This is a genomic window from Thalassospira sp. ER-Se-21-Dark (assembly GCF_017922435.1).
Lineage (GTDB): Bacteria > Pseudomonadota > Alphaproteobacteria > Rhodospirillales > Thalassospiraceae > Thalassospira.
Window position 1 is genome coordinate 206,814 of the sequence record NZ_VDEZ01000001.1, and the last position, 25,474, is coordinate 232,287.

The window sequence follows — 25,474 nt, forward strand, 5'->3', positions numbered from 1 at the left end:
GCGTTCGATCTTCGCGATTATCTCTGTCAAAGTTGATTTCCCTTGCAACGGTGCCCGAATTGCTGTTTGCAGGGGGCCGGTCACTGTGACCCTGTTTTATTTTCAAACTTGTCGGTTTTTCCATGGCGCCACCGCTGATCAATATTAATGACATTCACCTGACCTTTGGCGGGAATGATCTGTTTTCTGATGTGTCATTTGCCATTGGCGACCGTGACCGCCTGTGCCTTGTCGGGCGCAATGGCGGCGGCAAATCGACATTGTTAAAAATCATCGCCGGTGAAATCGAACCCGATGGCGGGGAACGCTTTGTTCAGCCGGGCTGCAAGGTGGCCTACCTTAATCAGGAACCGAAATTTGACGGCTATGACACGGTCGAGGATTTTGTGCTTTCGGCCCTTGATGACCATGAACAGGATTATGCCTATCGATCCGACATGTTGCTGGCATCGGTTGATATTGATCCGAAGTCGGACCCAAAACAGCTTTCGGGTGGTGAAGGCCGCCGGGCCGCGATTGCGCGTGCGCTGATTGCCGATCCGCAGGTTCTGTTACTTGACGAGCCAACCAACCACCTTGATTTGCCGACAATTGAATGGCTTGAAGGCGAAATCAAGAATTTCCGCGGTGCCGTTGTGGTGATCTCGCACGACCGTGCATTCCTCAATGCCGTATCGAATGGTGTGCTGTGGCTTGATCGCGGTGTGATGCATCAGGGTGCGATCAACTTTTCCCAGTTCGAGGAATGGTCCGAGGAAATCTATCGCAAGGAAGCCGAGGAACGTGCCAAGCTTGATAAACTGATTGCGCAGGAAACCGTCTGGTCGGTGCAGGGCATTTCAGCCCGCCGCAAACGGAACCAGGGCCGTCTGCACCGTCTTTATGACATGCGCACCCAGCGTTCCCAACAGGTTGACCGCATCGGCAACGTGTCGCTTGCGGCCGATGCCGGCGAGACATCCGGCAAGGTCGTGATCGAAGCGACCGATATCGCGAAATCATTTGGCGACCGTCAGATCATCGCGGACTTCTCGACCCGTATTTTGCGTGGCGACAAGGTCGGCATTATCGGCCCGAACGGGGCCGGTAAAACCACGCTTTTGAAAATGCTGACCGGCCAGATCGAACCTGACAGCGGCACGATCAAGATCGGCACCAACCTTAATCCAAGCTATTTCGATCAGAAACGCGCCGCCCTTGATGACAGCAAGACCCTTTGGGATACGCTATGTGATGTTGGTGGCGATCAGGTCATGGTGCGCGGCAATCCGCGCCATGTGGTCAGCTATCTGCGTGATTTCCTGTTTGATGAAAAACAGGCGCGAAGCCCGGTTGGCGCGCTTTCTGGCGGTGAACGCAATCGGCTGTTGCTGGCCAAACAATTGGCCAAACCGACCAACCTTCTGATCATGGATGAGCCGACCAACGATCTGGATATGGATACGCTGGATCTGCTTCAGGAAATGCTGAGCGACTATGAAGGCACGCTTCTTCTGGTCAGCCACGATCGTGACTTCCTTGATCGCGTGGTGACATCATCCATCGTTATGGAAGGTGATGGGACTGCCATCGAATATGCCGGTGGTTATTCCGATTACATCGCCCAACGCAGACTTTCGCGCGCCGAGGCCGCCAAGGAAGAAAAGGCCGCGGCCAAACAGGTCAAAAAGGCCGCACAGGCATCTGCACCGAAATCAAAACCGACAGGCAAGCTGAGCTATAAGGATCAGCGCGAATACGACAATCTGCCTGCTGCGATGGCCAAACTGGAAGCGGAAATCGCCACCCTTGAGGATGCGCTTTCTGACAGCAGCCTGTTCACCAAGGACCCGAACGGTTTCCAGAAAAAGGTGGATCGCCTTGATGCTGCGCGTTCGGAGCTTGAAGCATCCGAGGAACGCTGGCTGGAACTTGAAATGCTGCGCGAAGAACTTGGTCAGGGCTGACCAAGCTTACGCGAATTTCAAGACAGTTTAGGCATGAGTTGAAAACAACTCATTTGTGCTTTGGGCTGAAACATCGGATCAAGGGACTGGAACCCGTCTAAAAAAACTTGGGCGGGTGTGCGTATCTATCTGATATTCTTGGGGTCATTATTGTCCCTTATTGCCGAAAGGCCCCGCCATGCCGATCAAAGCCGTAATTATGGCCTTTTCCGTCGCCGTCATTTGGGGCGTGAACATGCTGACCGTCAAAGGGGCGGTTGGTGAAATCCCGCCTTTCATCCTGACAGCAATGCGTTTTGCGGCTGTGGCGATCCTGTTGATCCCGTTTACCCAAGTTCCGCGCGGCCGTTTTGGCAAGCTCGCCCTGATTTCGGTTACCTTTGGCGGTCTTCATTTCGGGGTTCTGTTCTATGCCCTGTCGATGATTGATGCCGGGCCGGTTGCCATCATCATTCTTTTGGGCGTGCCGTTTTCATCGATGCTTGCGACCTATTTCTTTAATGACCGGCTGGGCTGGAAACGGCTTTCGGGTATGGCGCTGGCCTTTATCGGTGTCACCATCATGTTCTGGGACCCGACCATGACCGAGCTGCAATTACCGCTATTGTTGGTCGTGTTTGCATCCTTCATGTGGGCGGTTGCTAATGTCATGATCAAGAAGCTTGGCGACATTGATACCTTTCAGCTGAATGGCTGGATGGCGCTGATGGCGGCCCCGCAACTGCTGATCATGTCCCTGATCTTTGAGCCGAACGGGTTTGAAGCGGTGATGAACGCGAGCTGGGTGGCTTATGCAAACCTTGCCTTTACGGTCGTGATGTCATCGATTGTGGCTTATGGCTTCTGGTATCATTTGCTGAAGACGCAGGATGTGAACGTTGTTGTGCCCTGGACCCTTTTGGCACCGGTGATCAGCGTGATGGGTTCGTTCCTTGTGTTTGACGAGCCGTTTTCGCTGCTTAAAATCATTGGTGGCACAGTCGTTCTGTGCGGTGTCGCGGTCATCATGCTGCGCAAGCCGGTTCAACGCAAAGCACAGGGAATGGATTGATCCGCATGGGGGAAAAGATCACCAGAACGCGATCAGCGGGAAACATCATTTCCCATCCCTCCCCCAATTCTGGTGATCGTCCGGAGGGTTGCCCGATTGATATTCTCGTCCTGCATTACACCGGCATGCAATCGGGTGCCTCGGCACTTGAACGGCTTTGTGATCCGGAAAGCTCGGTATCCAGCCATTACCTGATCGAGGAAGATGGCCGTATCTTTCAGCTGGTTGATGAAGAAAAGCGCGCCTGGCACGCCGGGCTTGGCATCTGGCAAGACTGCCAAGATGTGAACTCCCACTCCATCGGGATCGAAATCGTCAATCCGGGACATGAATATGGCTATCGCCCGTTTCCGGAAATCCAGATCCAATCCGTTATAGATCTGACGCAAGACATCCTCAAACGCCATGAGATCCCCGCCAGCCGCATCATCGCCCATTCCGATATGGCCCCAAACCGCAAGGAAGATCCGGGTGAACTGTTCCCGTGGCAGCAACTGGCCGAAAACGGCATTGGATTGTGGCCCGGATGCCATGGCGTTGCTGAAATCAGTTCCGGCATTTCCGGCACAGCTGTCAGCCCGGATGAGTTTTATCGACTGCTTCAGGCGATTGGCTATGGTCCGGCAGACAGCGACGAAGATACAGACAAACGCACCATCGCGTTCCAACGTCATTGGCGGCAAAACGACATTTCAGGCAATGTTGATGGCGAATGCATTGCCATTGCCAAGGTCCTTGCCAATGCGATCACCCGCTAGGCATCCCTGCCCACACTGCTTTTTCTTGACGCCACCATGGATGTGACCTACATCCCGATCACCAGATGGCCGGATGGCTGCCCTGATTGCTTGCAATCGGGGAGGAAAGTCCGGGCTCCACGGAAACACGGTGCCAGATAACGTCTGGCGGGGGCGACCCTAGGGAAAGTGCCACAGAGAGGATACCGCCGGATCGCGCAAGCCATCCGGTAAGGGTGAAAGGGTGCGGTAAGAGCGCACCGGTCCTTCAGCAATGCGGGACGCATGGTAAACCCCACCGGGAGCAAAACCTAATAGGAATGGTCGGCCGGATGCTTCGGCATTGTCGGCAGGTGGGTTTTCGCACCACCATTCGGGTTGGTTGCAGGAGGCGTTCGGCGACGGACGTCCCAGATGAATAGTCATCCAGTGCGGTTCGCCGCATGGACAGAACCCGGCTTACAGGCCATCTGGTATTATCATTTCAGACAGAAAAAAGGCGATGACCGTTTCCCGTCATCGCCCGGATCAAATGCGTTCAATCATGAACAGCAGATCAGCCGCGCTCGGCAATAGATTGCGCGAAATACTTGTCTACTTCTTCCTGCGTGCTTTCGGGGATATCGGACGCTGTCTGATCCTTGATCATCTTGCCCAAGGTCGGAAGCGTTTTGCGTTCGATCCGGGTTTCCGGATCCCACAGCTTGGAACGCATCAGTGCCTTTGCGCAATGCAGGAAGGCTTCCTCGACCGTGATCTTGATCGCGGTAATCGGTGCCTTGGGCGTATCGGTAAACAGCCCCAGCAAAGCCGGGTCGGTGCTGATTTCGGCAACACCATTGATGCGCAGCGTTTCGTTCACGCCCGGCACGAAAAACAGCATCCCGACTTTCGGGTTGTCGACAATGTTTGACAGGGTATCGACACGATTGTTTCCCGGACGATCAGGCATGACCAGCGTTTTGTCATCAACAACCTTGATGAAACCCGGACCATCACCACGCGGACTGACATCTGCATTACCATTGGTATCTGACGAGGAAATGACCGCAAAGGGCGCAAGCGAAATGAAGTGCTTGCAGTGCGGATCAAGCGCCGGCAAACATTTGCTGACAGCAAGTCCAAGCGGCTCTCCGTAAATGGCACGGAGCTTTTCCTGAGTATCGATTTTGGTCATTGCAGATTACCTTTGGCGAGAAACGAGGGCAGAAACTGCTTTAGTTGCGAACGCAAGTCAATTGGCGATTAGTCCGCAATAATTTCCGCGGCTGTTTTCACCGCTGCAAACTCGCCATTCAGGCTGGCGAGTGCAACATCGTGAACCATCTGGGCCGGGAAAACCCGCCCGTCTGGCAAACTGCGATCAAAGGTCGCACAGGCATCCGCCGCAATGGTGGCATCAAATCCAAGATTGGCCGCCATGCGGGTGGTCGTGTTCACGCAATGATCCGTGGTTATCCCGCACAGAACCAGTTTCGAAATGCCTTGCGCACGCAGATCGGCCTCAAGGTCCGTGCCGATCAGGGCAGAATTGACGTTCTTTCCATAGACCGGCTCACCATCCTTGGGCGCAAAACCCGACTTGAAAGCGTTACCGGGATGATCGGGATGCAGGCGCGATTGCGGCTCTGTGGAATTATGCTTGGCATGAAACACAGGCCAACCTTTGGCGCGCCAGTGTGCTAACAGTTTTTCGCCGTTGGCTTCGGCGTCGGGGTTATTGCGATTTCCCCAGTAATTGAGGTCATCAAATCCCTTCTGCCAATCAATCAGGATCAAGGCGGTCTTGCTCATTTGTGGGGCTCCGATGTCTGGTGAATGTGCCGGTCAATCTAGCAGCGCAAAGACTGTCTAAAAGGACAGAAGCCCCACGCATTTCGCCATTTGGCTTAAAGCCATCCTTTGCGCTTGAAGTACAACAGCGGCAGGACGGCCGACATCACCATCAGGCCGATTGCAACCGGATAGCCGAACTTCCACCCCAGTTCCGGCATGAATTCGAAGTTCATGCCATAGATGCTGGCAATCAGGGTCGGCGGCAGGAAGGCGGCGGCGGCGACCGAGAAGATCTTGATGATATTGTTTTGTTCCAGGCTGATCATGCCAAGTGTCGCATCCAGCAGGAAGGTCACCTTGTTGGCGATGAAATTGGCGTGCTCGGTAATCGAGACAATATCGCGCGACAGGATCTTGAGCCGCGCCTTGGCATCCTTTTTTAGTCGCGCCTGTGTTGAAAGGAACAATCCCAAGCGATGCAGGTTCAAAAGGCTGTCCTTGGCCTTGCCCGACAGGTTACCGGTACGCCCGATCTGACGCAGGGTTTCGCGGTGATCCGCATCCGAGTTCTTCTCGTCCGGACTGATAAAGACCTGATTGGACAGGCCTTCAAGATCGGTCGCCGTTTGCTCCATCAGGTCGGCAAGTCGATCAACAATCTGTTCAAGCAGACCAAACAGAACGGCCTCTGCACTATTGGCAAGCGACGGGCTGCGTTTCACACGCCGGATGAAGGTCTTGAACGGTACTGGATCGGCATAACGCACAGTGATCAGGGTTTTCTTGACCAGAATAAATGTCACCGCCGTGGTTTGCGGCGCATCGGTGGTTGCCTTGGTCAGAACCGAAACCGTCATGAACAACGCACCGTCTTCGTCATACAAGCGCGATGACAGTTCGATTTCCTGCATTTCTTCGCGCGTCGGTATTTCAATGCCAAAGCGTTCTTCAATCTCGTGAATTTCGTCAGGCGTCGGGGCATGCAAATCGACCCAAACCGGAAGGCGCTCGGCCTTGGTCGCAGCCGGTTTGGCGGCAGATTGTTCAGAAGACGTGTTTGCAGCCTCGGTTGCCTGCCCACTGTCACCGACGGCGCTATCAGAAGCAGCCTGACTGGCGGTACTGCCGCTGTCGGTGTTTGCGCGCACCGGGGCAAAGAATTCGTTGGTGTCCATGAGCCTCTCCGTCTCTTCCGGCTTGCCGATGGTTACGGATGCCAGTTTATTGAATGCTTGTCATGTGATGAATGCGTTTCCAAGCAACGCAGCCCTAGAATGGCAAAACCGTCTGGAACGAAAACGGATCAATATCCGCCGCCGCTCCGCGCTTTTCATTATAGGTCGCGTGCACCTGCGCCATGAATTCTTCCTTGGTGATCATCTTGTCACCATCGGCGTCAAATTCCGGAAACAGCAATTCAAGTCGACGGCTTTCGGTGCGCAACCTTTGTCGATTGGCATCCGAAGAACCGGGCAATTTTTCAACCGCGGCAAATTCGCGCGCCACCAAAACATTATCGCCGGTGATATCGCGCCGCCGGAACATCCAGCTGGCATAGGCGGCAGCCTCGTCCGCGCTGATCCGGCCATCCTGGTCGATATCAACCGGGTGGTATTGTTCGCGATAGACTTTGACCTGTTCGGGAATGCCCGATGGAGCGACGCCAGCGCCACCATTTTGCTGGGCAAGCGCCTTTGCGATTGCCTCGTTCAATCCAGGGATGTTGGACACACCGTCGCCTGTCATACCGGGAACACCTACACCGGAGCCATCCCCATTCAGGCCATTCAGCCCCGAAAGCCCGCCCAGTCCAAACTGAGACATCAGCTCCGGATTGTTTTGCAGTTGTTGCATGATCAAGGGCAGCAATTCACGCATCTGCGGCGATGAAACTTCGGGCGAATTTGATCCGCCACCGGCCGGGTCAAGACTAAGCCCCTGTGCCGTGGCCACGCCACCCGTGACCGGGTTCGCCCCGGGAGCCAACGCGGCCCAGGAAAATGCACAACCCATTAATAGAATGGCAGCTTTTATCCGCAACAATCGCATCCTTCGTTTCACTGACGCTGCCCTGCGCCAGAAGACCACGCCCCATTTGGGGACATTTTCATTCGTGATGGCCGATCAAAACCATCAGAGATCATTTTGACATTTTGCAGGAGTTTGCCCGCGCATCAAACCCGATTGGCCATCAAATCGCAAATTGTCTTCGAAAACCCCATTCAAATCCAATTCTTGAACTGGTCCATCAAAACCCAAATTCCGGTTTTTCGATGGTCTTCCCATGGGTCCCCATGGAACGGAATTGGGGTTTTATGGGCAGAAGATGGATCGCCGCTGGTTTTCCTGCATTTTTGGCCGATTTCAGCCTTTCTGCATATACCGCGGAAACCCTTGGGAAGTGCCAAAACGTCACACTCTTGCCCATCAAATCCCATTGACCCCCATGATTTCCCATGGTACCCCATAAAGAGGCACAAATTCCGTGCCATGCGGGGCATATCCATTTCAGACACACCACAGTCGCAAGACAGCCCATCAGGGCCAGTGTTCTGAGATCGGTTTTTTGATCAGGGGAATGGCGAAGTGCTGTTCACAGGGACGCACATTCACAAGCTGGACCGGAAGGGACGCGTATCCGTCCCCAAACGGTTCCGTGCGGCCCTTGATACCGAAGAATTCGCCGGCATCTACCTGTATCAATCCCACAAGGAAAGCGCGCTTGAAGGCTGTAGCCACAGCCATATGGAGCGCATTGCCGCATCGCTTGATGAACTCGACATGTTTTCTGACGAGGCCGACGATCTGGCAGACACCATCCTTGGCTCCTCGCATATGCTTCCTTACGACGGCGAAGGCCGCATCATTCTGCCCGCAGAATTGATCGAGTTCGCCCGCATCGAAGACCAGGTCGCCTTTGTCGGCCGCGGTCGCACCTTCCGCCTGTGGAACCCTGACATCTTCAAGCCCCTGCAAGAAGCCAGCCGGACCCGAACGCTTAACCGTGGTGCGACATTGAAGCTCAAACCGATGAGTGAACTCCCCAAAGGTGCACGTCCCGGCACCGCAACGGAGGAGGACGCATCATGAGCAGCAACGATCTAAGCTTTGCCACTGAAGATCGTCCGCACAAGCCGGTCCTGCTTCGCGAGGTCCTAGAAGCCCTTGCACCGTGTGACGGCGAGATCATGGTTGACGGTACCTTTGGCGCAGGCGGTTACTCCCGCGCCATTCTTGACTCTGCCAACTGCGAACTTTACGGCATCGACCGCGACCCGACCGCTGTTGCCACCGGCAAAAAGCTTGAAGCCGAATATGACGGCCGCTTCCACATGGTCGAGGGTTGCTTTGGCGATATGGCCAAACTTCTCCCGGCGGCAGGTGCGCAGCAGGTCGATGGTATCGTTCTTGATATCGGCGTTTCATCCATGCAGCTTGATCAGGCCGATCGCGGATTTTCGTTCCGCGAAGACGGCCCGCTTGATATGCGCATGTCGATGTCTGGCCCGACGGCGGCCGATTTCGTCAACACCGCCGAAGAAGAAGACATCGCCAATGTCGTTTACCGTTATGGCGAGGAACGCGCATCGCGCAAAGTCGCGCGCAAGATTATCGAAATGCGCGCAGAGGAACCCTTTACCACCACATCCCAGCTTGCCCGTGCAGTGCGTTCTGTTGTGCGCAAATCCAAGGACGGCATTGATCCCGCCACACGGACGTTTCAGGCGCTGCGCATTTATGTGAATGACGAACTTGGCGAACTTGAACGCGCCATGGATGCCGCCGAAACGTTGCTGAAACCGGGCGGCCGTCTGGTGGTTGTGACCTTCCACTCGCTTGAAGATCGGCAGGTCAAAACATTCATGAAGGAACGCTCTGGCGATCCGAACAAGATGTCGCGTCGCCTGCCCGGCGAACCGGAAGTCGCCATTCCGACCTTTACGACAATTACACGCAAGGCCGTCACTGGTCAGAAAGATGAAATTCGCGCCAACCCGCGCGCACGTTCGGCCAAGCTGCGCGCTGTTGCGCGCAACGACCAACCGGCCACATCGCAGGGAGGTCGCAAATGACCCGTGCGGTAACCATCATTGGCCTTGTTCTGACCATCCTGATCGGCACCGGCACCTATTGGGTCAGCCATCAGGTCGAACGTCTTGAAAAACGTTACGCGGATATTCAGTCCGACATTCTGGCCGAACAGGAAAGCATTCATGTTCTTCAGGCCGAATGGAGCTATCTGAACAATCCGGAACGTATCGAACGCCTGTCCAAACAGTATCTGAGCCTTGCGCAGATTGACGTGCTTCAGATGGCAAGCATCGACGACCTGCCCGAAGACGCCGATCTGCATCAGTATCGCATCAACAAGTTTGGCGAGGCAGTTGCCTTCATGCCCGTCCCGCGCGCCCGTCCAGGTGATCTGATGTATGACGAGGCGGCTGATACCATGATCATTGATGCCCCGTCTGTTGCGACCGAAACGGAGGGCGCACAATGAGCCTGACCCGTTTTTCATACTGGCTGCGTGGCGACCGTCCGGAACTGGGCCCGGATCAGCGCGAACGTCTTGCGCTTGAAACTGCGCGCAACCGTATCTTTATTACCGGCGCGATGTTCATCATCGGCTTTTGCTGGATCACCTATGGTCTGATTGATGCATCGGTTCTGCGTCAGGGCAATGAACCGGCTGTCGCATCGGGAACTGATACCCGCGAACTCAAGACCGAGCGCGCCGATATCGTTGATCGCAACGGCATGTTGCTTGCGACCGATCTTCCGACCAATTCGCTTTATGCCGATGCCCGCGTCGTCAAGGACCCGGTTGAGTCGGCAGACTTGCTGTTGACCGTATTGCCTGATCTGGACCGCGATTCACTGATCCGTCATCTGAGTTCGCGCAAGGCATTCGTCTGGCTGCGCCGCAACCTGACACCGGAACAGCAATATGACGTCAACTCGCTTGGCATTCCGGGATTGAATTTCCAGCGTGAAGAACGCCGCGTTTATCCGCATGGGCGTCTTCTGTCACATGTTCTGGGCTTCACCGACATCGACAATAACGGCATCGCCGGGGCTGAGCGCGAATTTGACAACGAATTGCGCATCAATAACGGCCCACTGGAACTTTCGCTTGATACCCGCGTGCAATACGCGCTTGCCGAAGAAGTCGAAAACGCGATGGAAACCTACAGCGCGGTTGGGGCGGCAGGCCTTGTGATGGATGTCTATACCGGCGAAGTCGTTGCGATGACATCGCTTCCGAACTTTGACCCCCATCGCCCGGGTCAGGCCCCGGCCGATGCGCGCTTTAACCGATCCACGCTTGGCGTTTACGAAATGGGTTCGGTGTTCAAGCTGTTTAACACGGCCATCGCCCTTGAAACCGGCACATCGACGCTGAATTCGGTCTATGACGCGACCGAACCGCTGGCAATTGGCGGGTTCCGCATTCGTGACTATCACGGCGAGAACCGCTGGCTGACCCTGCCGGAAATCCTTGTTCACAGCTCGAACATCGGATCAGCCCGCATGGCAATGGCCTTTGGCGGCGAGACCCAGCAAAAATACCTTAAAAAGCTTGGCATGCTCGACAAACCGCAGATCGAGCTTCCTGAAGTTGGCGGACCGCTTGTGCCCAATCCGTGGCGCGACATCAACACCATGACGATTTCGTTCGGTCATGGGTTGGCCGTGACCCCGCTTCAGGTTGTCAGTGGCATTTCCACCCTTGTGAATGGTGGTATTCGCCGCCCTGCGACCATCCTCAAACAGGACGGCGCACCGGCAGGCGAACGTGTATTTTCCCAGAAAACGTCGGAACTGCTACGTCGCCTGATGCGACTGGTCGTAACCGACGGTTCTGGCAAGAACGCCGAAGTGGCGGGTTACTTCCTTGGCGGGAAGACCGGGACTTCGGAAAAACTCGTGAACGGGCGCTATGTCAAGAACGCCCGCATGTCGACCTTTGTCGCCGCCTTCCCGATGCAGGACCCGAAATATGTGGTTCTGGTGACGTTGGACGAGCCCAAAGGCACTAAAGAAACTTATGGATTTGCCACAGCAGGTTGGGTGTCCGCCCCTGCCGTTGGCAAGGTTGTGACACGTATTGCTCCCCTTTTGGGCATTGAACCGGCGAATGCGAAGGCGCCGGAGATTGAGCAAGCGCTGCAGATCGAACTTCGCAAGGGGGAACGCAAACTTGCGTCTTTCTGAGCTCATGGCAGGTGATCAAGCGGCATTGAAACATGCCGAAGGACAGGACCCGGATATCACGGGCCTGACAGCAGACTCACGCACCGTGAAGGATGGCTATATGTTTGCCGCCCTGTCCGGTGCACGTGATGACGGTTCCAAGTATATCGCCGATGCGATCAAACTTGGTGCCGCAGCCATCCTTGCAAAGGATGGAACGCCAAGACCGGCAGCCCCCACTGTGCCGCTGATCCCGGTGGAAAACCCGCGCAAACGTTATGCCCAGCTTGCCGCCCGTTTCTATGGCAAGCAGCCGGCAAACATCGCGGCGATCACCGGCACCAACGGTAAAACATCCACGGCGATCTTTACCGAGCAGCTCTGGACGATCCTTGGCAACATGTCGGGATCGATCGGAACGCTTGGCATCCGTGCCGCTGGGGCAAAGATCCCCGGTTCGCTGACCACGCCCGATCCGGTTGCCCTGCATCAAAGCCTTGATGAAATGTGTGGCATTGGTGTTACCCATGTCGCAATGGAGGCAAGCTCGCACGGGCTTGATCAATATCGTCTCGATGGCGTGAAGGTTACCGTTGCCGCGTTTACCAACCTGTCGCGTGATCATCTTGATTATCACGGCACGTTCGAAAAATATTTCGCCGCCAAGGCCCGCCTGTTCTCTGACCTTCTGGTCGCCGATGGCACGGCTGTGCTGAATGCCGATGTTGAACAGTTCGATCTTCTGAAAAAACTTTGCGCCAAGCGCGGTGTGAATGTCCTGTCCTATGGCGAGAACGCCGATGACATCAAACTGATCAAGGCAACACCGGACAGCACCGGCACCAAGCTCCGCCTGATGGCGAATAAGGGCGAATACAACATCCATTTGCCGCTGATGGGAAGCTTCCAGGTGATGAACGCACTGGCAGCCCTTTCCATCGTGGTGGCATCTGGTGCCGACCTTGATCAGGCGGTTTTGGCCCTTGAAAAACTAGAAGGTGTTCGTGGTCGTCTGGAACTGGTTGGCAAAACCAGCTTCGGCGCACCGGTATTTGTTGATTACGCCCACACGCCAGATGCCCTTGAAACTGTGATCAAGGCGGTCCGTCCACATTGCAAAGGCCGCATCGTTTGTGTATTCGGGGCCGGTGGAGACCGTGATACCGGCAAACGCCCGTTGATGGGGCAGGTTGCGCACGATTTTGCCGATATTGCCATCATCACCGATGACAATCCGCGCAGCGAGGACCCGGCCACCATTCGTGCCGCCATCAAGGCAAGATGTGAAGGTGCCGTTGAGATCGGTGATCGCGCCGAGGCCATCAAACGCGGCATTGGCATTCTGCAGCGTAACGATGTCCTTATTATTGCCGGAAAAGGCCATGAAAGAGGCCAAGTTGTCGGCGAGACGGTTCTTCAATTCGATGATGCATCTGTCGCCCGCAGCATCCTTGCAGGTGGCAACTGAACATAAATACCGTTACGGCGCTTTGGCCGTGATGGCCTGACCGGAAAGAAAGTGACGTTATGACGAAGGCTGTTTTATGGACGGCAAAGGATGCCGAAACCGCAACCGGTGGCAAGACCACCGGGAACTGGACGGTAGCCGGCATTTCAATCGACAGCCGCAAAGTCAGCGAGGGCGATCTTTTCATCGCCCTTAAAGGCCCGAATTTCGACGGTCACAAATTCGCCCAGGCCGCCCTTGATGCCGGCGCACATGCCGTCATGGTCTCGGATGCCAAAGGCATCACCGATACCGACAAGGTTCTTCTGGTGGATGATACGATGGCAGCCCTTGAGCGCCTTGGCCTTGCCGGTCGCGCGCGCAGCAATGCCAAAATCGTTGCCATCACCGGCAGTGTTGGCAAAACCGGCACCAAGGAAGCGCTTAAATACGTGCTGTCCCAGCAGGGAAAGACCCATGCCAGCCCGGCCAGCTTCAACAATCATTGGGGTGTGCCGATAACCTTGGCGACCCTGCCCGCCGATGCCGCCTTTGGCGTTTTTGAAATCGGCATGAACCATCCGGGCGAAATCAGCAAGCTTGTCAAAATGGTCAAGCCAAGTGTTGCCGTGATCACAACCGTGGTCGGCGCACACACTGAATTCTTCAAGGACGAAGCCGAAATTGCCATGGCCAAGGCCGAGATTTTCGATGGCCTTGATCAGGATGGCACGGTCATTCTGAACCGTGACAACATGCATTACTTCGCCCTTGCCCGACGTGCCAAGGAACTTGGCCTTGGCAACATCAAGTGCTTTGGCACCGATGCCATGGCGAACTATCGACTGTTTGAAGCCAACATCGTCACCGATGGCAGTGCCGTCCGCGCACGTGTCGGTGGACGGGACCTTGAATATTTCATCGGGTGCCCCGGTGAACACTGGGTTCTGAATTCGCTTGCGGTTCTGGGATGTGTTGACGCGATTGGTGCGGATCCTGTATGTGCCGCGCAGGATCTGGCGGATGTTACGCCGCCTGCCGGTCGCGGTGAAACACACACGGTCAAGCTGCCATCCGGGGATGGTACCTTTACCCTGATTGATGATGCCTATAACGCAAATCCGACCTCGATGATGGCCGGGATCAAGGTCCTGTCACAGACCAAACCGGGTGACGGCGGACGCAAGATTGCCGTTTTGGGCGAGATGCGCGAACTCGGCGATATTGCGCCGAAAATGCATGCCGATTTGCATCAACCGCTGACCGCACTTGAAATTGATCGGGTTTATTCGGTGGGGCCGATGATGGCTGAACTCGACAAAACTTTGCCTTCCGAACGAAATGCTGGCCATTTTGAAACTGCCGAGGACGCAATTGAGCCAATAAAGGCCGATTTGCGCGATGGCGACGTGGTTTTGGTCAAAGGATCGCTTGGCATTTACGTTTCGAAAATTGTATCGGCCTTAAAATCCTGTGGCGTGGTGGAATAATCCACAACCGCAACAGGATAAGTCGCAAAAGGAACGACCAGAGCAATGCTCTATAATCTGCTTTATCAATTTGCTGATCAGATGCCGGTACTGAACCTGTTTCGGTATATCACCTTCCGTACGGGTGGTGCGATCATCACGTCGCTTGTGCTTGCCTTTGTGATCGGCCCGCACCTGATCAACTGGTTACGTTCCAAACAAAGCGAAGGCCAGCCGATCCGCGAAGACGGCCCTGAAAGCCACCTTTTGACCAAAAAGGGTACGCCAACCATGGGCGGGCTATTGTTGTTGCTGTCAACATCGATTGCCACCCTGCTGTGGGCCGACCTCACCAACCCTTATGTCTGGGCGGTTTTGCTGGTCACCATCGGCTATGGCTTCCTTGGTTTCCTTGATGACTTCCTGAAAGTTTCCAAGCGCAATACCAAAGGCCTGCCGGGCAAGCTCAAGCTTCTTGGGCAGTTTTCCATCGCAGCCCTTGCGGCTTGGTGGATTTCCTATAACACCGCCGATCCGCTTTCGACCGCACTTGCCTTCCCGTTCTTCAAGAATTTCCTTTTGGATCTGGGCTGGTTCTTCGTGCCGTTTGCCATGTTTGTCATGGTCGGTGCTTCGAACTCGGTGAACCTAACAGATGGCCTTGATGGTCTGGCGATTGTGCCGGTGATGATTGCGGCGGCCAGCTTTGCGCTGATTACCTATCTGATCGGTAACGTTCAATTCGCCGAATATCTTCAGGTCCATTACGTTGCCGGTTCTGGCGAATTGACCATTTTCCTTGGCGCACTGGTTGGTGCCGGCCTTGGTTTCCTTTGGTACAACGCCCCGCCTGCGATGGTGTTTATGGGGGATACCGGATCCCTTGCCCTTGGTGGTGCTTTGGGTGCGGTTTCGGTTGTCACCAAACACGAACTGGTTCTGGCGATCATTGGTGGTCTGTTTGTTCTGGAAACACTGTCGGTGATCATTCAGGTCGGGTCCTACAAACTGACCGGCAAGCGGGTATTCCGCATGGCACCACTTCATCACCATTTCGAGAAAAAGGGCTGGCAGGAACCGACCATCGTGATCCGGTTCTGGATCATTGCCGTGATCCTTGCCCTGGTTGGACTTGCAACCCTGAAACTTCGTTAAGGACATACTGAATTGATTAATCTTTCACATCTGCGCGGCAAAACCATCGCGGTTCTGGGTCTTGGGAAATCCGGACTTGCCAGTGTGAAGGCATTGATCAATGCAGGCGCCGTCGTCTGGGCGTGGGATGACAACGCATCGTCACGTGAACAGCTTGAACCGCTTGGTCTTGCCCCGATCAATATTGCAGAATGCGACTGGACAGAACCGGACATGCTGGTGATCAGCCCGGGTATTCCATCCACCTTCCCGACCCCGCATCCGGCGGCTGAAAAGGCACGCCGTGCGGGCAAACCGATCATTTGTGACGTCGAATTGCTGTGTGTGGCGCAACCTGATGTGCCAACACTTGCCATCACCGGCACCAACGGCAAATCAACCACCACCGCGCTGACCGCCCACATCATCGGGCAGGCCGGGATCAAGACTCAGGCGGGCGGCAACCTTGGCAATGCAGCCCTTGGACTTGAACCCTCCACCGCAGATGATTGTCTGGTCCTTGAGCTGTCATCCTATCAGCTTGAGCTGCTTGAACATGCGGCCTTTGATGCCTGCGCGCTTTTGAACATCACACCGGATCATCTGGATCGCCATGGCGGACTGGACGGTTATATCGGTGCCAAGCACCTGATTTTTGCCCGTGCAAAGGGCCCGAAATGGGCGATCATTTCCGTTGATGACGAGCCGTGTGCCAAAATGGCGGTTGAGCTGGCCCGTGAAGGCGGTCGGCACATCATCGAGGTTTCGGTCAAACAACTGGTCGATCACGGCATCTATGTTGATGCGGATGGCTGGCTGATTGATGACATGACCGGTGCACAAACTCGTATTCTGGACCTTGCGACCGTCACCCACATGCCCGGACGCCACAACTGGCAAAACATTGCCTTTGCCTATGGGCTGTGCCGTGCGCGCGGTGTGGATGCCACCCGGATCATTGACGGGATCATGTCCTTCCCGGGTCTTGCCCATCGACAGGAATTGCTCGGCACCATTGACGGTGTTGTGTTTGTCAATGACAGCAAGGCCACCAATGCCGAGGCATCGGCAAAGGCGCTTTCAGCCTATCGCAACATTTACTGGATTGCCGGCGGCAAACCCAAGGAAGGCGGGATTGAGGGATTGCAGGAATTCTATCCCCACATCAAGAAGGCCTATCTGATTGGTGCGGCGACCAATGAATTTGCCGAAACCCTTGGTAGTGACCTGCCATGGGAGAAATGCGAAACCCTTGATGTGGCAACCAAAATGGCCTTTGCCGACGCCAAGGCCAATGGTGATGACAAACCGGTGGTAATGCTCACCCCGGCTTGCGCATCTTTTGATCAGTTCAAAAGCTTTGAGGCGCGCGGCGATGCATTCCGCGTTCTGTACAACGCATTGGCGGGTCGTGACATGACCGGGAAGGCAAACGCATGAAGTCCCTGTTTGGTCACAACACGAATATAGCCTTTTCGCGTGCCGACACATCAGTTCTGGGGATCTGGTGGTGGACGGTCGATCGCTGGTTGCTGGCGGCCATCATCCTTCTGATGGGGATTGGCGCGCTTCTGGTGATGTCGGCAAGTCCGCCGGTTGCTGATCGCATCAATGTTGACAGTTTCCACTTTGTCACCCGCCAGTTCGTTTTCCTTGGCATGGCGACAGTCTGCATGTTTGCCATTTCGCTGTTGCCAGTGAAATGGGTGCGACGTTTGGCGTCCTTCATGTTTCTGGGCGTACTCTTTTTGCTGATCATCACCCCGTTCATCGGATCAGACATCAAGGGCGCAGTACGCTGGATCAACGTTGCCGGGATTAACCTGCAACCGTCCGAATTCCTCAAACCGGCCTTTGCGGTTGTCATTGCCTGGATGTTTGCCGAAGGACGTTTGAACCCGAACTTCCCGGGATACATCGTTTCAAGCCTGATGCTGGCGGTGTGCATCTTCCTTCTGATGATCCAGCCGGACTTTGGCCAAACCGTTGTCATCACATCGATCTGGTCGGTGCAGATCTTCCTGGCCGGACTTCCGATCATTCTGGTGTTCTGTCTTGGGCTTGGCGCAGTTGGACTGGCCGTCACGGCCTATCTGATCTTGCCGCACGTTCAGTCGCGTGTGGACCGCTTCCTTGATCCGGCATCTGGTGACAGTTATCAGATCGAACGATCCATGGAAGCCTTCATGAGTGGCGGTATCATGGGCCGCGGCCCGGGTGAAGGCTGGGTCAAGAACTCCATCCCGGATGCCCATTCCGACTTTATCTTTGCTGTAGCGGGCGAGGAATTCGGGCTTCTGTTCTGTGTGCTGGTCGTTGGTGTCTTTACCTTCATCATCATGCGCGGTCTTTCGCGCTTGATGGGGGAACGCAACCTTTTCGTGGTTCTGGCCGTCACCGGCATTCTCGTTCAGTTCGGTTTGCAGGCCGTCATCAACATGGCGTCCACCCTGCAGCTGGTCCCGCCAAAGGGCATGACGTTGCCGTTTGTTTCCTATGGCGGTTCCGCCACGATCGGGATTGCGATTGGCATGGGCTTTGTTCTGGCGCTGACGCGAAAACGGCCCGGCGAATAATCGACACCACCCCTTTAAAACTTTCTGCATCAAAACGACAAAATCAGGTGTTATTCCACGCCCGGTTTGAAGGGATATTAACCTTTGTCGGGTTCTGATGGGGGTAACTGTCGGGGACCCTCCCCGCACTGCCGTCGTTTTAGATGTGGACAAGATGACTGACTTCGCCAACCCAGAACTTTCTGCCGTCGAGACACCGCTCGCAGGTCAGGTGATCGCCGTTACATCCGGTGGCACTGGCGGGCATATGTTTCCGGCTGTTGCCTTGTCCAAATCGCTGGTGCGTCGTGGCGCAAAGGTCCTGTTTTTCACCGATGCCCGTGCCGCACGCTATACCGAGGGCGTTGAAGGCGTCGAAACCGTCATCCTGCCTGCCGGCGGCATTGCCGGCAAAGGCATCAAGGGCCGCCTGATCGGGGCCGCCCGGCTTGGCCTTGGCACGCTTAAGGCCCGCAAACGGATCAAAAAGACCAAACCCGCGGCCGTGATCGGTTTTGGCGGCTATGCCTCTATCCCGGCGACCATGGCGGCCAAGTGGCTTGGCATTCCTTATGCCATTCATGAACAAAACGCGGTTTTGGGCCGCGCCAACCGTCTGGTTGCTAGCAACGCACAGCGCATCGCGACATCCTTTGCCAAGGTCACGATGATTGCATCAAGTGACGAGGCCAAAGTGATCTGGACGGGCAATCCGGTCCGTGCCGAGGTCGCAGCCCTTGCTGCGACCGAGTACGAGACCCCGACCAGCGATGGTCCGATCCGCCTTCTGATAACGGGTGGATCACAAGGCGCACGCATCCTGTCGGAAGTTCTGCCAACCGCGCTGGTCAACCTGCCGGAAGCCATCCGCAAACGCCTGATTGTTACCCAACAGGCGCGCGAAGAAGATATCGATACGGTGCGCAAAACCTATGACGGATCGCAGATTGACGTGACCCTGGCATCTTTTATCAATGATATTCCCGAACGCCTGCGCGATTGCCATTTGGTGATTGCCCGTTCAGGGGCGTCGACGGTGGCGGAACTGACCGCGGCTGGACGCCCGGGTTTTCTCGTACCCCTGCCCCATGCCATTGATGACCATCAGCGTTACAATGCCCAGCAGATCGAAGACGCAGGTGGTGCGTGGCTGATGCCACAAGAACGTTTTAGCAGCGAGGCCGTCACTGATCGCCTGGCAAAACTTTTAACCCACCCCGCAGCGCTTACCCGGGCGGCAAAAGCCGCCAAAAGCAGCGGGCGTGCCAACGCCGCGGAGCGTTTGGCTGACATGGTGCTTGATATGCTGGGCCTGAACCCTGCAGGAAGCCCGGATAACAAAAGCATGACGCAAGACCGAGGAGACTCTCAATGAACACCCTGCCGCTCAACATCGGCACCATCCACTTTGTCGGTATTGGTGGCATCGGCATGTCCGGTATTGCCGAAATCCTCAATAACCTCGGCTATTCCGTTCAGGGGTCGGACATTTCAGACAATGCCAATGTGCAGCGCCTGCGCGCCCTTGGCATCAAGGTCTTTGTCGGCCACAAGGAAGAAAACGTCGAAGACGCCAAGGTTGTTGTGATTTCAACCGCTGTCAAGCCGACCAACCCCGAAGTCGTTGCCGCGCGCGCCGCGATGATCCCGGTCGTGCGCCGTGCTGAAATGCTGGCCGAACTGATGCGTCTTAAGGCGGCCATTGCGATTGGTGGTACGCACGGCAAAACCACCACCACTTCGCTGGTTGCGACTATGCTGGATGCGGCGGGCCTTGATCCGACCGTGATCAATGGCGGGATCATTAATTCATACGGCACCAATGCGCGCCTTGGTGAAGGTGACTGGATGGTGGTCGAGGCCGATGAATCTGATGGTACCTTTGTCAAAGTACCGTCAACGATCTCGGTCGTAACCAACATTGATCCGGAACATCTGGATCACTGGAAAGATTTCGATCAGCTGCGCGAAGCCTTCAAGAACTTCGTTCAGAACATCCCGTTCTATGGCTTTGCCGTTCTGTGCATCGACCATCCCGAAGTCCAGGCCCTTATCGGGCGCGTCACGGATCGTCGCATTTTCACGTTCGGCTTTTCACCGCAGGCCGATGTGCGTGCGGTTAATGTCCGCACCAATATCGGCGATACCGTCTTTGATGTCGTGATCCGCGAACGGGTTGATAGCGAAGAACGCGTAATCAAGGATGTCCGCCTGCCGATGGTGGGCGATCATAACGTTTCCAACTCGCTGGCGGCGATTACGGTCGCGCTTGAACTTGGCATCCCGGATGAGAAAATCGTCTCCGCCTTTGACGGCTTCACCGGCGTTAAACGCCGCTTCACCAAAACCGGTGAAGTCAATGGTGTCACCATTATCGACGATTACGGTCACCACCCTGTGGAAATCAAGGCGGTGCTGAAGGCTGCCCGTCAGGCAACCCAGAACAACGTGATTGCTGTGGTTCAGCCGCACCGTTATTCGCGCCTGCATGACCTGTTTGAAGATTTCTGCACCTGCTTTAACGATGCTGACAGCGTGATCGTTGCCGACGTTTACGAAGCCGGAGAAAGCCCGATTGAAGGCGCATCACGTGATGCCCTTGTCGAAGGCCTGCGCAACCGTGGCCATCGACATGTCAGTGCACTTGAAGGGCCAGAGAAACTGGCCGAAGTCATCAAAGCCGAAGCAAAGCCGGGCGATCTTGTCGTTTGCCTTGGCGCTGGTTCCATCAGCGCATGGGCAAATGCCCTGCCCGCCCAACTTGAAGCGATCAAGAACTGAGGCAGATATGAGCACGCCGAAACACCATACGCCCCTGATCGACCGCCTGCCCAAGGTGCGTGGCAAGCTGCGTGAAGGCGCACAACTTGCCAAAGTCACCTGGTTTCAGGTTGGCGGCCCGGCAGACGTGATGTTTCGCCCAGAAGACGAAGCCGACCTTGCCGCCTTCCTGAAAGGCAAACCGGCGGATATGCCGGTAACTGTGATCGGGGTTGGCTCGAACCTTCTGGTGCGCGATGGCGGCATTCGTGGGGTTGTGATCCGCCTTGGCCGCCCGTTTACCGATGTGGTGGTTGAAGATGGAGCGGTTCACGCCGGTGCCGGTGCGCTTGACCTCAATGTCGCACAAACCGCACAGATGAATGGCATTGCCGGTCTGGAATTTCTGTCTGGAATTCCAGGTACCATCGGCGGGGCGTTACGCATGAATGCCGGGGCCTATGGCACTGAGATCAAGGATGTCCTTGTATCGGCAACCGCAATTGATGGCAGCGGGAACATTCATACCGTCACGCCCGACGAAATGAATATGACCTATCGCCACTGCGGGCTTCCGGAAGACTGGATTTTCACATCCGCAATCTTGCGTGCATCGTCTGGTGATCCCGAAGACATCGCCAAACGCATGGATGAAATCCAGAAGGCGCGCGCAGAATCGCAACCGATCAAATCACGCACCGGCGGATCGACTTTTGCCAATCCGGTGCCTGATCGTGCATGGGAGCTTATTGATGCTGCTGGCTGCCGGGGACTTACCATCGGTGGCGCGCAAATGTCCGAACAGCATTGCAACTTCATGATCAACAAGGGCGATGCCACCGCCCTTGATCTTGAACAGTTGGGCGAAGAGGTCCGCAGACGGGTCAAAGAACACAGCGGCGTTGAGCTGCGCTGGGAAATCCGGCGCATTGGCGAACGCCTTGGCCACTCGATCATAGGAAAAGACGCATGAACAAACATGTCGCTGTCATTCTGGGCGGTTGGTCAGCAGAACGGGAAGTTTCCCTGTCCTCGGGGCGCGAATGCGCCAAGGCGTTGCGCGAAAAGGGCTATAAAGTTACCGAAATCGACGCAAACCGTGATCTTGCCCATCAATTGGCGGCCATTGATCCCAAACCGGATGTGATTTTCAATGCCCTGCATGGCCGCTGGGGCGAAGATGGCGCAGTTCAGGGCCTGCTTGAAATCATGAACATCCCCTATACCCATTCCGGTGTAAGGGCATCGGCAATTGCTATGGACAAGATGTCTGCCAAGGCGATGTTTGCCGAATATGAAATTCCCTGCGCCCGCCATGTCTGGGTCACGCGCGAAGACATCGCATCGGGCAAGGCATTGCCGCCGCCCTATGTTTTGAAACCCAATAACGAAGGGTCATCTGTCGGGGTTGAAATCATCCTGACCGCCGAGGAAGAACAAAACATGCTGGCCCGTGATTGGGTCCATGGTGACGGCGTCATGCAGGAAGAATTCATTCCCGGGCGCGAAATGACCGTTGCCGTCAAGGATGGCGAGGCGATGGAAGTCATCGAAATCCTGACCGGCAATCACGCATTTTATGACTTTGAATCCAAATATGCCCAGGGTGGCTCCGAACATATCGTGCCTGCCGACATCGAAGTCGATTTGCGCGATCGACTACAACGTCACGCCGAAGAAGCATATAAGGCGCTTGGCTGCCGGGGTGTGGCACGCGCCGATTTTCGCTATGACCCTGAAAACGACCGTTTGGTGATCCTTGAGATTAACACCCAACCGGGCATGACGCCGACATCACTGGTACCGGATGCCGCACGCCATGACGGCATGAGCTTTGCCGACATCGTTGCATGGATGGTGGAGGATGCATCGTGCGAACGCTAGAAGAACAGGCCCGCGAACGGCGCGAGAAGCTTGATAAGCAACATAGCGTTGGCACCAACGTCAAAAAGATCGCGCGGGTCATGTGGTGGACCGGCTTCATTGGTGCCATCGTGATTGTTCCGACGGCCCTTGTTTATACCGGCAAGGCCGATAAATGGATGAGCATGGCAACGCAGGAAAGTGTTCGGCTTTCTGCCGCGTTTGGCATGACGGTCAAGAATATCGAAGTTTCAGGGCGCGAAAAAACCGACCCGAATGCCCTTTTGGCAGCCATCGGACAGAAACCGGGCACGCCGATCATTACATTTGATGTCGACGCCGCCCGCGAACGGATCGAAGAGCTTTCATGGATCCGAAGTGCTACCGTCGAACGCCAGTTGCCCGATACGCTGATCGTTTCGGTTGTTGAGCGCAAACCACTGGCAATCTGGCAAACCGAGGGCCGCGACCATGTATTGATCGATGGCGATGGCGAGCAACTTCAGAATTACGAACTTGGTGATTACCTTGATCTGCCGGTTCTTGTCGGTGACGATGCACCGAAAAGTGCGGCGGAGATGCTGACCACCCTGCAATCCATCCCGCACCTTTATGAACAAATCACCGGTGCCCAGCGCATCGGGCATCGTCGCTGGAACATCCAGCTTGCCAACGGTATGTTCATTCTCCTACCTGAAGAAAACATGGAAAAAGCATGGCAGCGCCTTGAAGTCCTTGATCGCGAACACAGCATCCTTGATCGCGATGTTCTGATTGTTGATTTGCGCCTGCCCGACCGGACATTTGTCCGCCTGACACCCGGTGCTGCAGAACAAAGGCGCAATCCGCCAAAGAAGGAGGGCGCGGTCTGAACTGACCGCCCCGACAGCCTATCCTTCCTGCACCCCGTTTCAGACGCGTAAGGCACTGACTTGCGCAATATCATGATTGTTTTTTCACCTTCTTTGCGTACTTTCGCATGAAGATGCGTTATGCGACGGTCTGCCTTAACCAAATTGCAACCGCTTTTGGTCGAAAACAGGCTTAATAAGGTACGGTCAAAAAAGTCCGACCACATAACCCATAAAAATTCAGAGCATTCAATTGGCACGCGGCAAAACCAGATCAGGATTGATTGCGGCTTTGGACATTGGAACGTCCAAGGTCTGCTGCTTTATTGCGCGACGTGAAAAGGACCAACCGCCAAAAATCATCGGCATTGGTCACAACATGTCCAAGGGCCTGCAAAGTGGATCAATTTCCAATCTTGATGCCGCACAGGAAGTCGTGCTCGCCGCGGTCAACGCCGCTGAAAAAATGGCGGGTCAGACCATCGACTCAGTCATTGTCAATCTGTCTGGCGGTCGACCGGAATCCGAAACCCACACGGTTGAGCTTCCGCTTGGCTCCCGCCCGATTGGCAATCTTGAGATCCGAAAACTCAATGACCAGAAGGAAGCCCTTCTGCGTCAGGCCGGCGATGAGCTGATCCATACTGTCCCGTTGGGGTTCCGCCTTGACGGTGCCAACACCATGAATGATCCACGCGGCATGTATGGATCGACCCTTGGTCTTGATCTGCATTTTGTCCGAACGCAAACCGCACCCTTGCGCAATCTTGGCACCCTTCTGGCACGCTGCCACCTTGCGATTGAGGAAACGGTCGTCACCCCGCTGGCATCAGGTCTGTCGGCCCTGACAGCCGATCAGCGCGATCTGGGCGCGACCGTGATTGATATGGGCGCAGGCACCACAAGTGTGGCGGTCTTTAATGCCGGTCAGGTGGTCTACACCACCTCGATCCCGGTGGGCGGCGCGCATGTCACGCGCGATATCGCCTATGGGCTTAATACGTCGCTTAACCATGCCGAACGTATGAAAACTCTGCATGGCAGTGCTTTGACCTCGCCATCCGATGATCAGGAAATCCTCGCGGTTCCGACCATCGGCGATGAGGACGAAAACAATTTCAATCATGTGCCGCGTTCGATGCTGATCAACATTATCAAGCCGAGGCTTGAAGAAACGTTCGAATTGATCCGCGATCAGCTGGAAGAACACGGCTTGTCGCAAATCGGCGGTCGCAGCATCGTTCTGACCGGTGGTGCCAGCCAATTGAACGCCATTGCCGATCTGGCCAGCCAGATGTTCGAACGTCCGGCAACGATTGCCCTGCCGCACGGTGTTTCGGGCCTTGCCGAAGCCACCGCGGGCCCAGCTTTTTCGGCCTGTTCGGGGCTGTTGTTGCGCGCTGTTGCCCAACAGAACGATCCCCTGAGCGAAGCCATGGCGCAAATCCGTCAATCGGGTGGGCGTTGGGGCCGTTTGGGTGCCTGGTTCAAAGAGAACTTCTAGTTCGCACGCCCAAAAGCACTTTTTTATCCATTTTCCCGAAAACTTTTATCCGCATTAAGAAGGCAATAACTCTTTGCCAGCTAAAACTGACTCGGAGGTCTTTGTGCCCGAAGTATTTCTGGCACGCACAGGCAAAGGGAAGGCCTGTGTGATCTTTAAGCTCTAAAGCGCGGAGAGGAAGAGCAA

At 55.4% G+C, this 25,474-nt stretch carries 22 protein-coding genes and 1 other RNA gene; 19 read left to right on the forward strand and 4 right to left on the reverse strand.

The features are described from left to right. Window positions 1-122 precede the first annotated feature (122 nt). The 4 genes from FHI25_RS00955 (at window position 123) to rnpB (ending at window position 4,212) form a co-directional block, all read left to right on the forward strand. Window positions 123-1,946, forward strand: coding sequence for an ATP-binding cassette domain-containing protein (locus FHI25_RS00955; protein WP_210514191.1), 1,824 nt, complete (start codon window positions 123-125; stop codon window positions 1,944-1,946). A gap of 178 nt (window positions 1,947-2,124) precedes the next feature. Continuing rightward, window positions 2,125-2,997, forward strand: a complete 873-nt coding sequence (locus tag FHI25_RS00960) for an EamA family transporter (protein WP_008889609.1) — start codon at window positions 2,125-2,127, stop codon at window positions 2,995-2,997. A gap of 5 nt (window positions 2,998-3,002) precedes the next feature. After that, complete coding sequence (locus FHI25_RS00965; protein ID WP_210514193.1) at window positions 3,003-3,755, forward strand: N-acetylmuramoyl-L-alanine amidase; 753 nt, start codon at window positions 3,003-3,005, stop codon at window positions 3,753-3,755. 61 nt (window positions 3,756-3,816) lie between these two features. Beyond that, an RNA gene (rnpB, locus tag FHI25_RS00970) (RNase P RNA component class A) lies at window positions 3,817-4,212 on the forward strand. Window positions 4,213-4,290: 78 nt separating this feature from the next. On the opposite strand, the gene FHI25_RS00975 is transcribed toward rnpB, so the two are convergent. The 4 genes from FHI25_RS00975 to FHI25_RS00990 all read right to left on the reverse strand — a co-directional run bounded on the left by FHI25_RS00975 (window position 4,291) and on the right by FHI25_RS00990 (window position 7,463). Continuing rightward, complete coding sequence (locus FHI25_RS00975) at window positions 4,291-4,911, reverse strand: pyridoxamine 5'-phosphate oxidase family protein (protein WP_210514195.1); 621 nt, start codon at window positions 4,909-4,911, stop codon at window positions 4,291-4,293. 68 nt (window positions 4,912-4,979) lie between these two features. Beyond that, window positions 4,980-5,528, reverse strand: coding sequence for a cysteine hydrolase family protein (locus FHI25_RS00980; protein WP_210514197.1), 549 nt, complete (start codon window positions 5,526-5,528; stop codon window positions 4,980-4,982). 95 nt (window positions 5,529-5,623) lie between these two features. After that, complete coding sequence (gene corA / locus FHI25_RS00985; protein ID WP_210514199.1) at window positions 5,624-6,685, reverse strand: magnesium/cobalt transporter CorA; 1,062 nt, start codon at window positions 6,683-6,685, stop codon at window positions 5,624-5,626. 94 nt (window positions 6,686-6,779) lie between these two features. After that, on the reverse strand, window positions 6,780-7,463 hold the full coding sequence (locus FHI25_RS00990) for a hypothetical protein (RefSeq protein ID WP_349237943.1): 684 nt from the start codon (window positions 7,461-7,463) through the stop codon (window positions 6,780-6,782). 633 nt (window positions 7,464-8,096) lie between these two features. Here FHI25_RS00990 and FHI25_RS00995 point away from each other — a divergent pair. The 15 genes from FHI25_RS00995 to ftsA all read left to right on the forward strand — a co-directional run bounded on the left by FHI25_RS00995 (window position 8,097) and on the right by ftsA (window position 25,288). Further along, window positions 8,097-8,600, forward strand: coding sequence for a division/cell wall cluster transcriptional repressor MraZ (locus tag FHI25_RS00995; RefSeq protein WP_210514201.1), 504 nt, complete (start codon window positions 8,097-8,099; stop codon window positions 8,598-8,600). Further along, a complete protein-coding gene (rsmH, locus tag FHI25_RS01000) occupies window positions 8,597-9,583 on the forward strand; it encodes a 16S rRNA (cytosine(1402)-N(4))-methyltransferase RsmH (protein WP_210514203.1) in 987 nt (328 codons plus the stop codon). The genes FHI25_RS00995 and rsmH overlap by 4 nt, the downstream gene beginning before the upstream one ends. Next, a complete protein-coding gene (locus tag FHI25_RS01005; RefSeq protein WP_210514205.1) occupies window positions 9,580-10,011 on the forward strand; it encodes a hypothetical protein in 432 nt (143 codons plus the stop codon). The genes rsmH and FHI25_RS01005 overlap by 4 nt, the downstream gene beginning before the upstream one ends. Next, on the forward strand, window positions 10,008-11,726 hold the full coding sequence (locus FHI25_RS01010) for a penicillin-binding protein 2 (RefSeq protein ID WP_008889600.1): 1,719 nt from the start codon (window positions 10,008-10,010) through the stop codon (window positions 11,724-11,726). The genes FHI25_RS01005 and FHI25_RS01010 overlap by 4 nt, the downstream gene beginning before the upstream one ends. Then, entirely contained in the window at window positions 11,713-13,173 is a 1,461-nt protein-coding gene (locus FHI25_RS01015) for a UDP-N-acetylmuramoyl-L-alanyl-D-glutamate--2,6-diaminopimelate ligase (protein ID WP_210514208.1), read from the forward strand. Before FHI25_RS01010 ends, FHI25_RS01015 begins: the two co-directional genes overlap by 14 nt. 59 nt (window positions 13,174-13,232) lie before the next feature. Then, a complete protein-coding gene (gene murF, locus FHI25_RS01020; RefSeq protein WP_210514210.1) occupies window positions 13,233-14,642 on the forward strand; it encodes a UDP-N-acetylmuramoyl-tripeptide--D-alanyl-D-alanine ligase in 1,410 nt (469 codons plus the stop codon). Between the two features lie 45 nt (window positions 14,643-14,687). Beyond that, on the forward strand, window positions 14,688-15,776 hold the full coding sequence (gene mraY, locus FHI25_RS01025; protein WP_063088838.1) for a phospho-N-acetylmuramoyl-pentapeptide-transferase: 1,089 nt from the start codon (window positions 14,688-14,690) through the stop codon (window positions 15,774-15,776). Between the two features lie 12 nt (window positions 15,777-15,788). Then, window positions 15,789-17,195, forward strand: a complete 1,407-nt coding sequence (gene murD / locus FHI25_RS01030; protein WP_210514212.1) for a UDP-N-acetylmuramoyl-L-alanine--D-glutamate ligase — start codon at window positions 15,789-15,791, stop codon at window positions 17,193-17,195. Further along, entirely contained in the window at window positions 17,192-18,331 is a 1,140-nt protein-coding gene (ftsW, locus tag FHI25_RS01035) for a putative lipid II flippase FtsW (protein ID WP_008889595.1), read from the forward strand. Before murD ends, ftsW begins: the two co-directional genes overlap by 4 nt. A gap of 154 nt (window positions 18,332-18,485) precedes the next feature. After that, complete coding sequence (gene murG / locus FHI25_RS01040) at window positions 18,486-19,685, forward strand: undecaprenyldiphospho-muramoylpentapeptide beta-N-acetylglucosaminyltransferase (RefSeq protein WP_210514214.1); 1,200 nt, start codon at window positions 18,486-18,488, stop codon at window positions 19,683-19,685. Next, a complete protein-coding gene (gene murC, locus FHI25_RS01045) occupies window positions 19,682-21,091 on the forward strand; it encodes a UDP-N-acetylmuramate--L-alanine ligase (RefSeq protein ID WP_210514216.1) in 1,410 nt (469 codons plus the stop codon). Before murG ends, murC begins: the two co-directional genes overlap by 4 nt. Window positions 21,092-21,098: 7 nt before the next feature. After that, on the forward strand, window positions 21,099-22,043 hold the full coding sequence (murB, locus tag FHI25_RS01050) for a UDP-N-acetylmuramate dehydrogenase (protein WP_210514218.1): 945 nt from the start codon (window positions 21,099-21,101) through the stop codon (window positions 22,041-22,043). Next, entirely contained in the window at window positions 22,040-22,954 is a 915-nt protein-coding gene (locus FHI25_RS01055) for a D-alanine--D-alanine ligase (protein ID WP_210514220.1), read from the forward strand. Before murB ends, FHI25_RS01055 begins: the two co-directional genes overlap by 4 nt. Then, complete coding sequence (locus FHI25_RS01060; RefSeq protein WP_210514222.1) at window positions 22,942-23,805, forward strand: FtsQ-type POTRA domain-containing protein; 864 nt, start codon at window positions 22,942-22,944, stop codon at window positions 23,803-23,805. The genes FHI25_RS01055 and FHI25_RS01060 overlap by 13 nt, the downstream gene beginning before the upstream one ends. A gap of 271 nt (window positions 23,806-24,076) precedes the next feature. Then, on the forward strand, window positions 24,077-25,288 hold the full coding sequence (gene ftsA, locus FHI25_RS01065; RefSeq protein WP_231959745.1) for a cell division protein FtsA: 1,212 nt from the start codon (window positions 24,077-24,079) through the stop codon (window positions 25,286-25,288). Window positions 25,289-25,474: the final 186 nt, after the last annotated feature.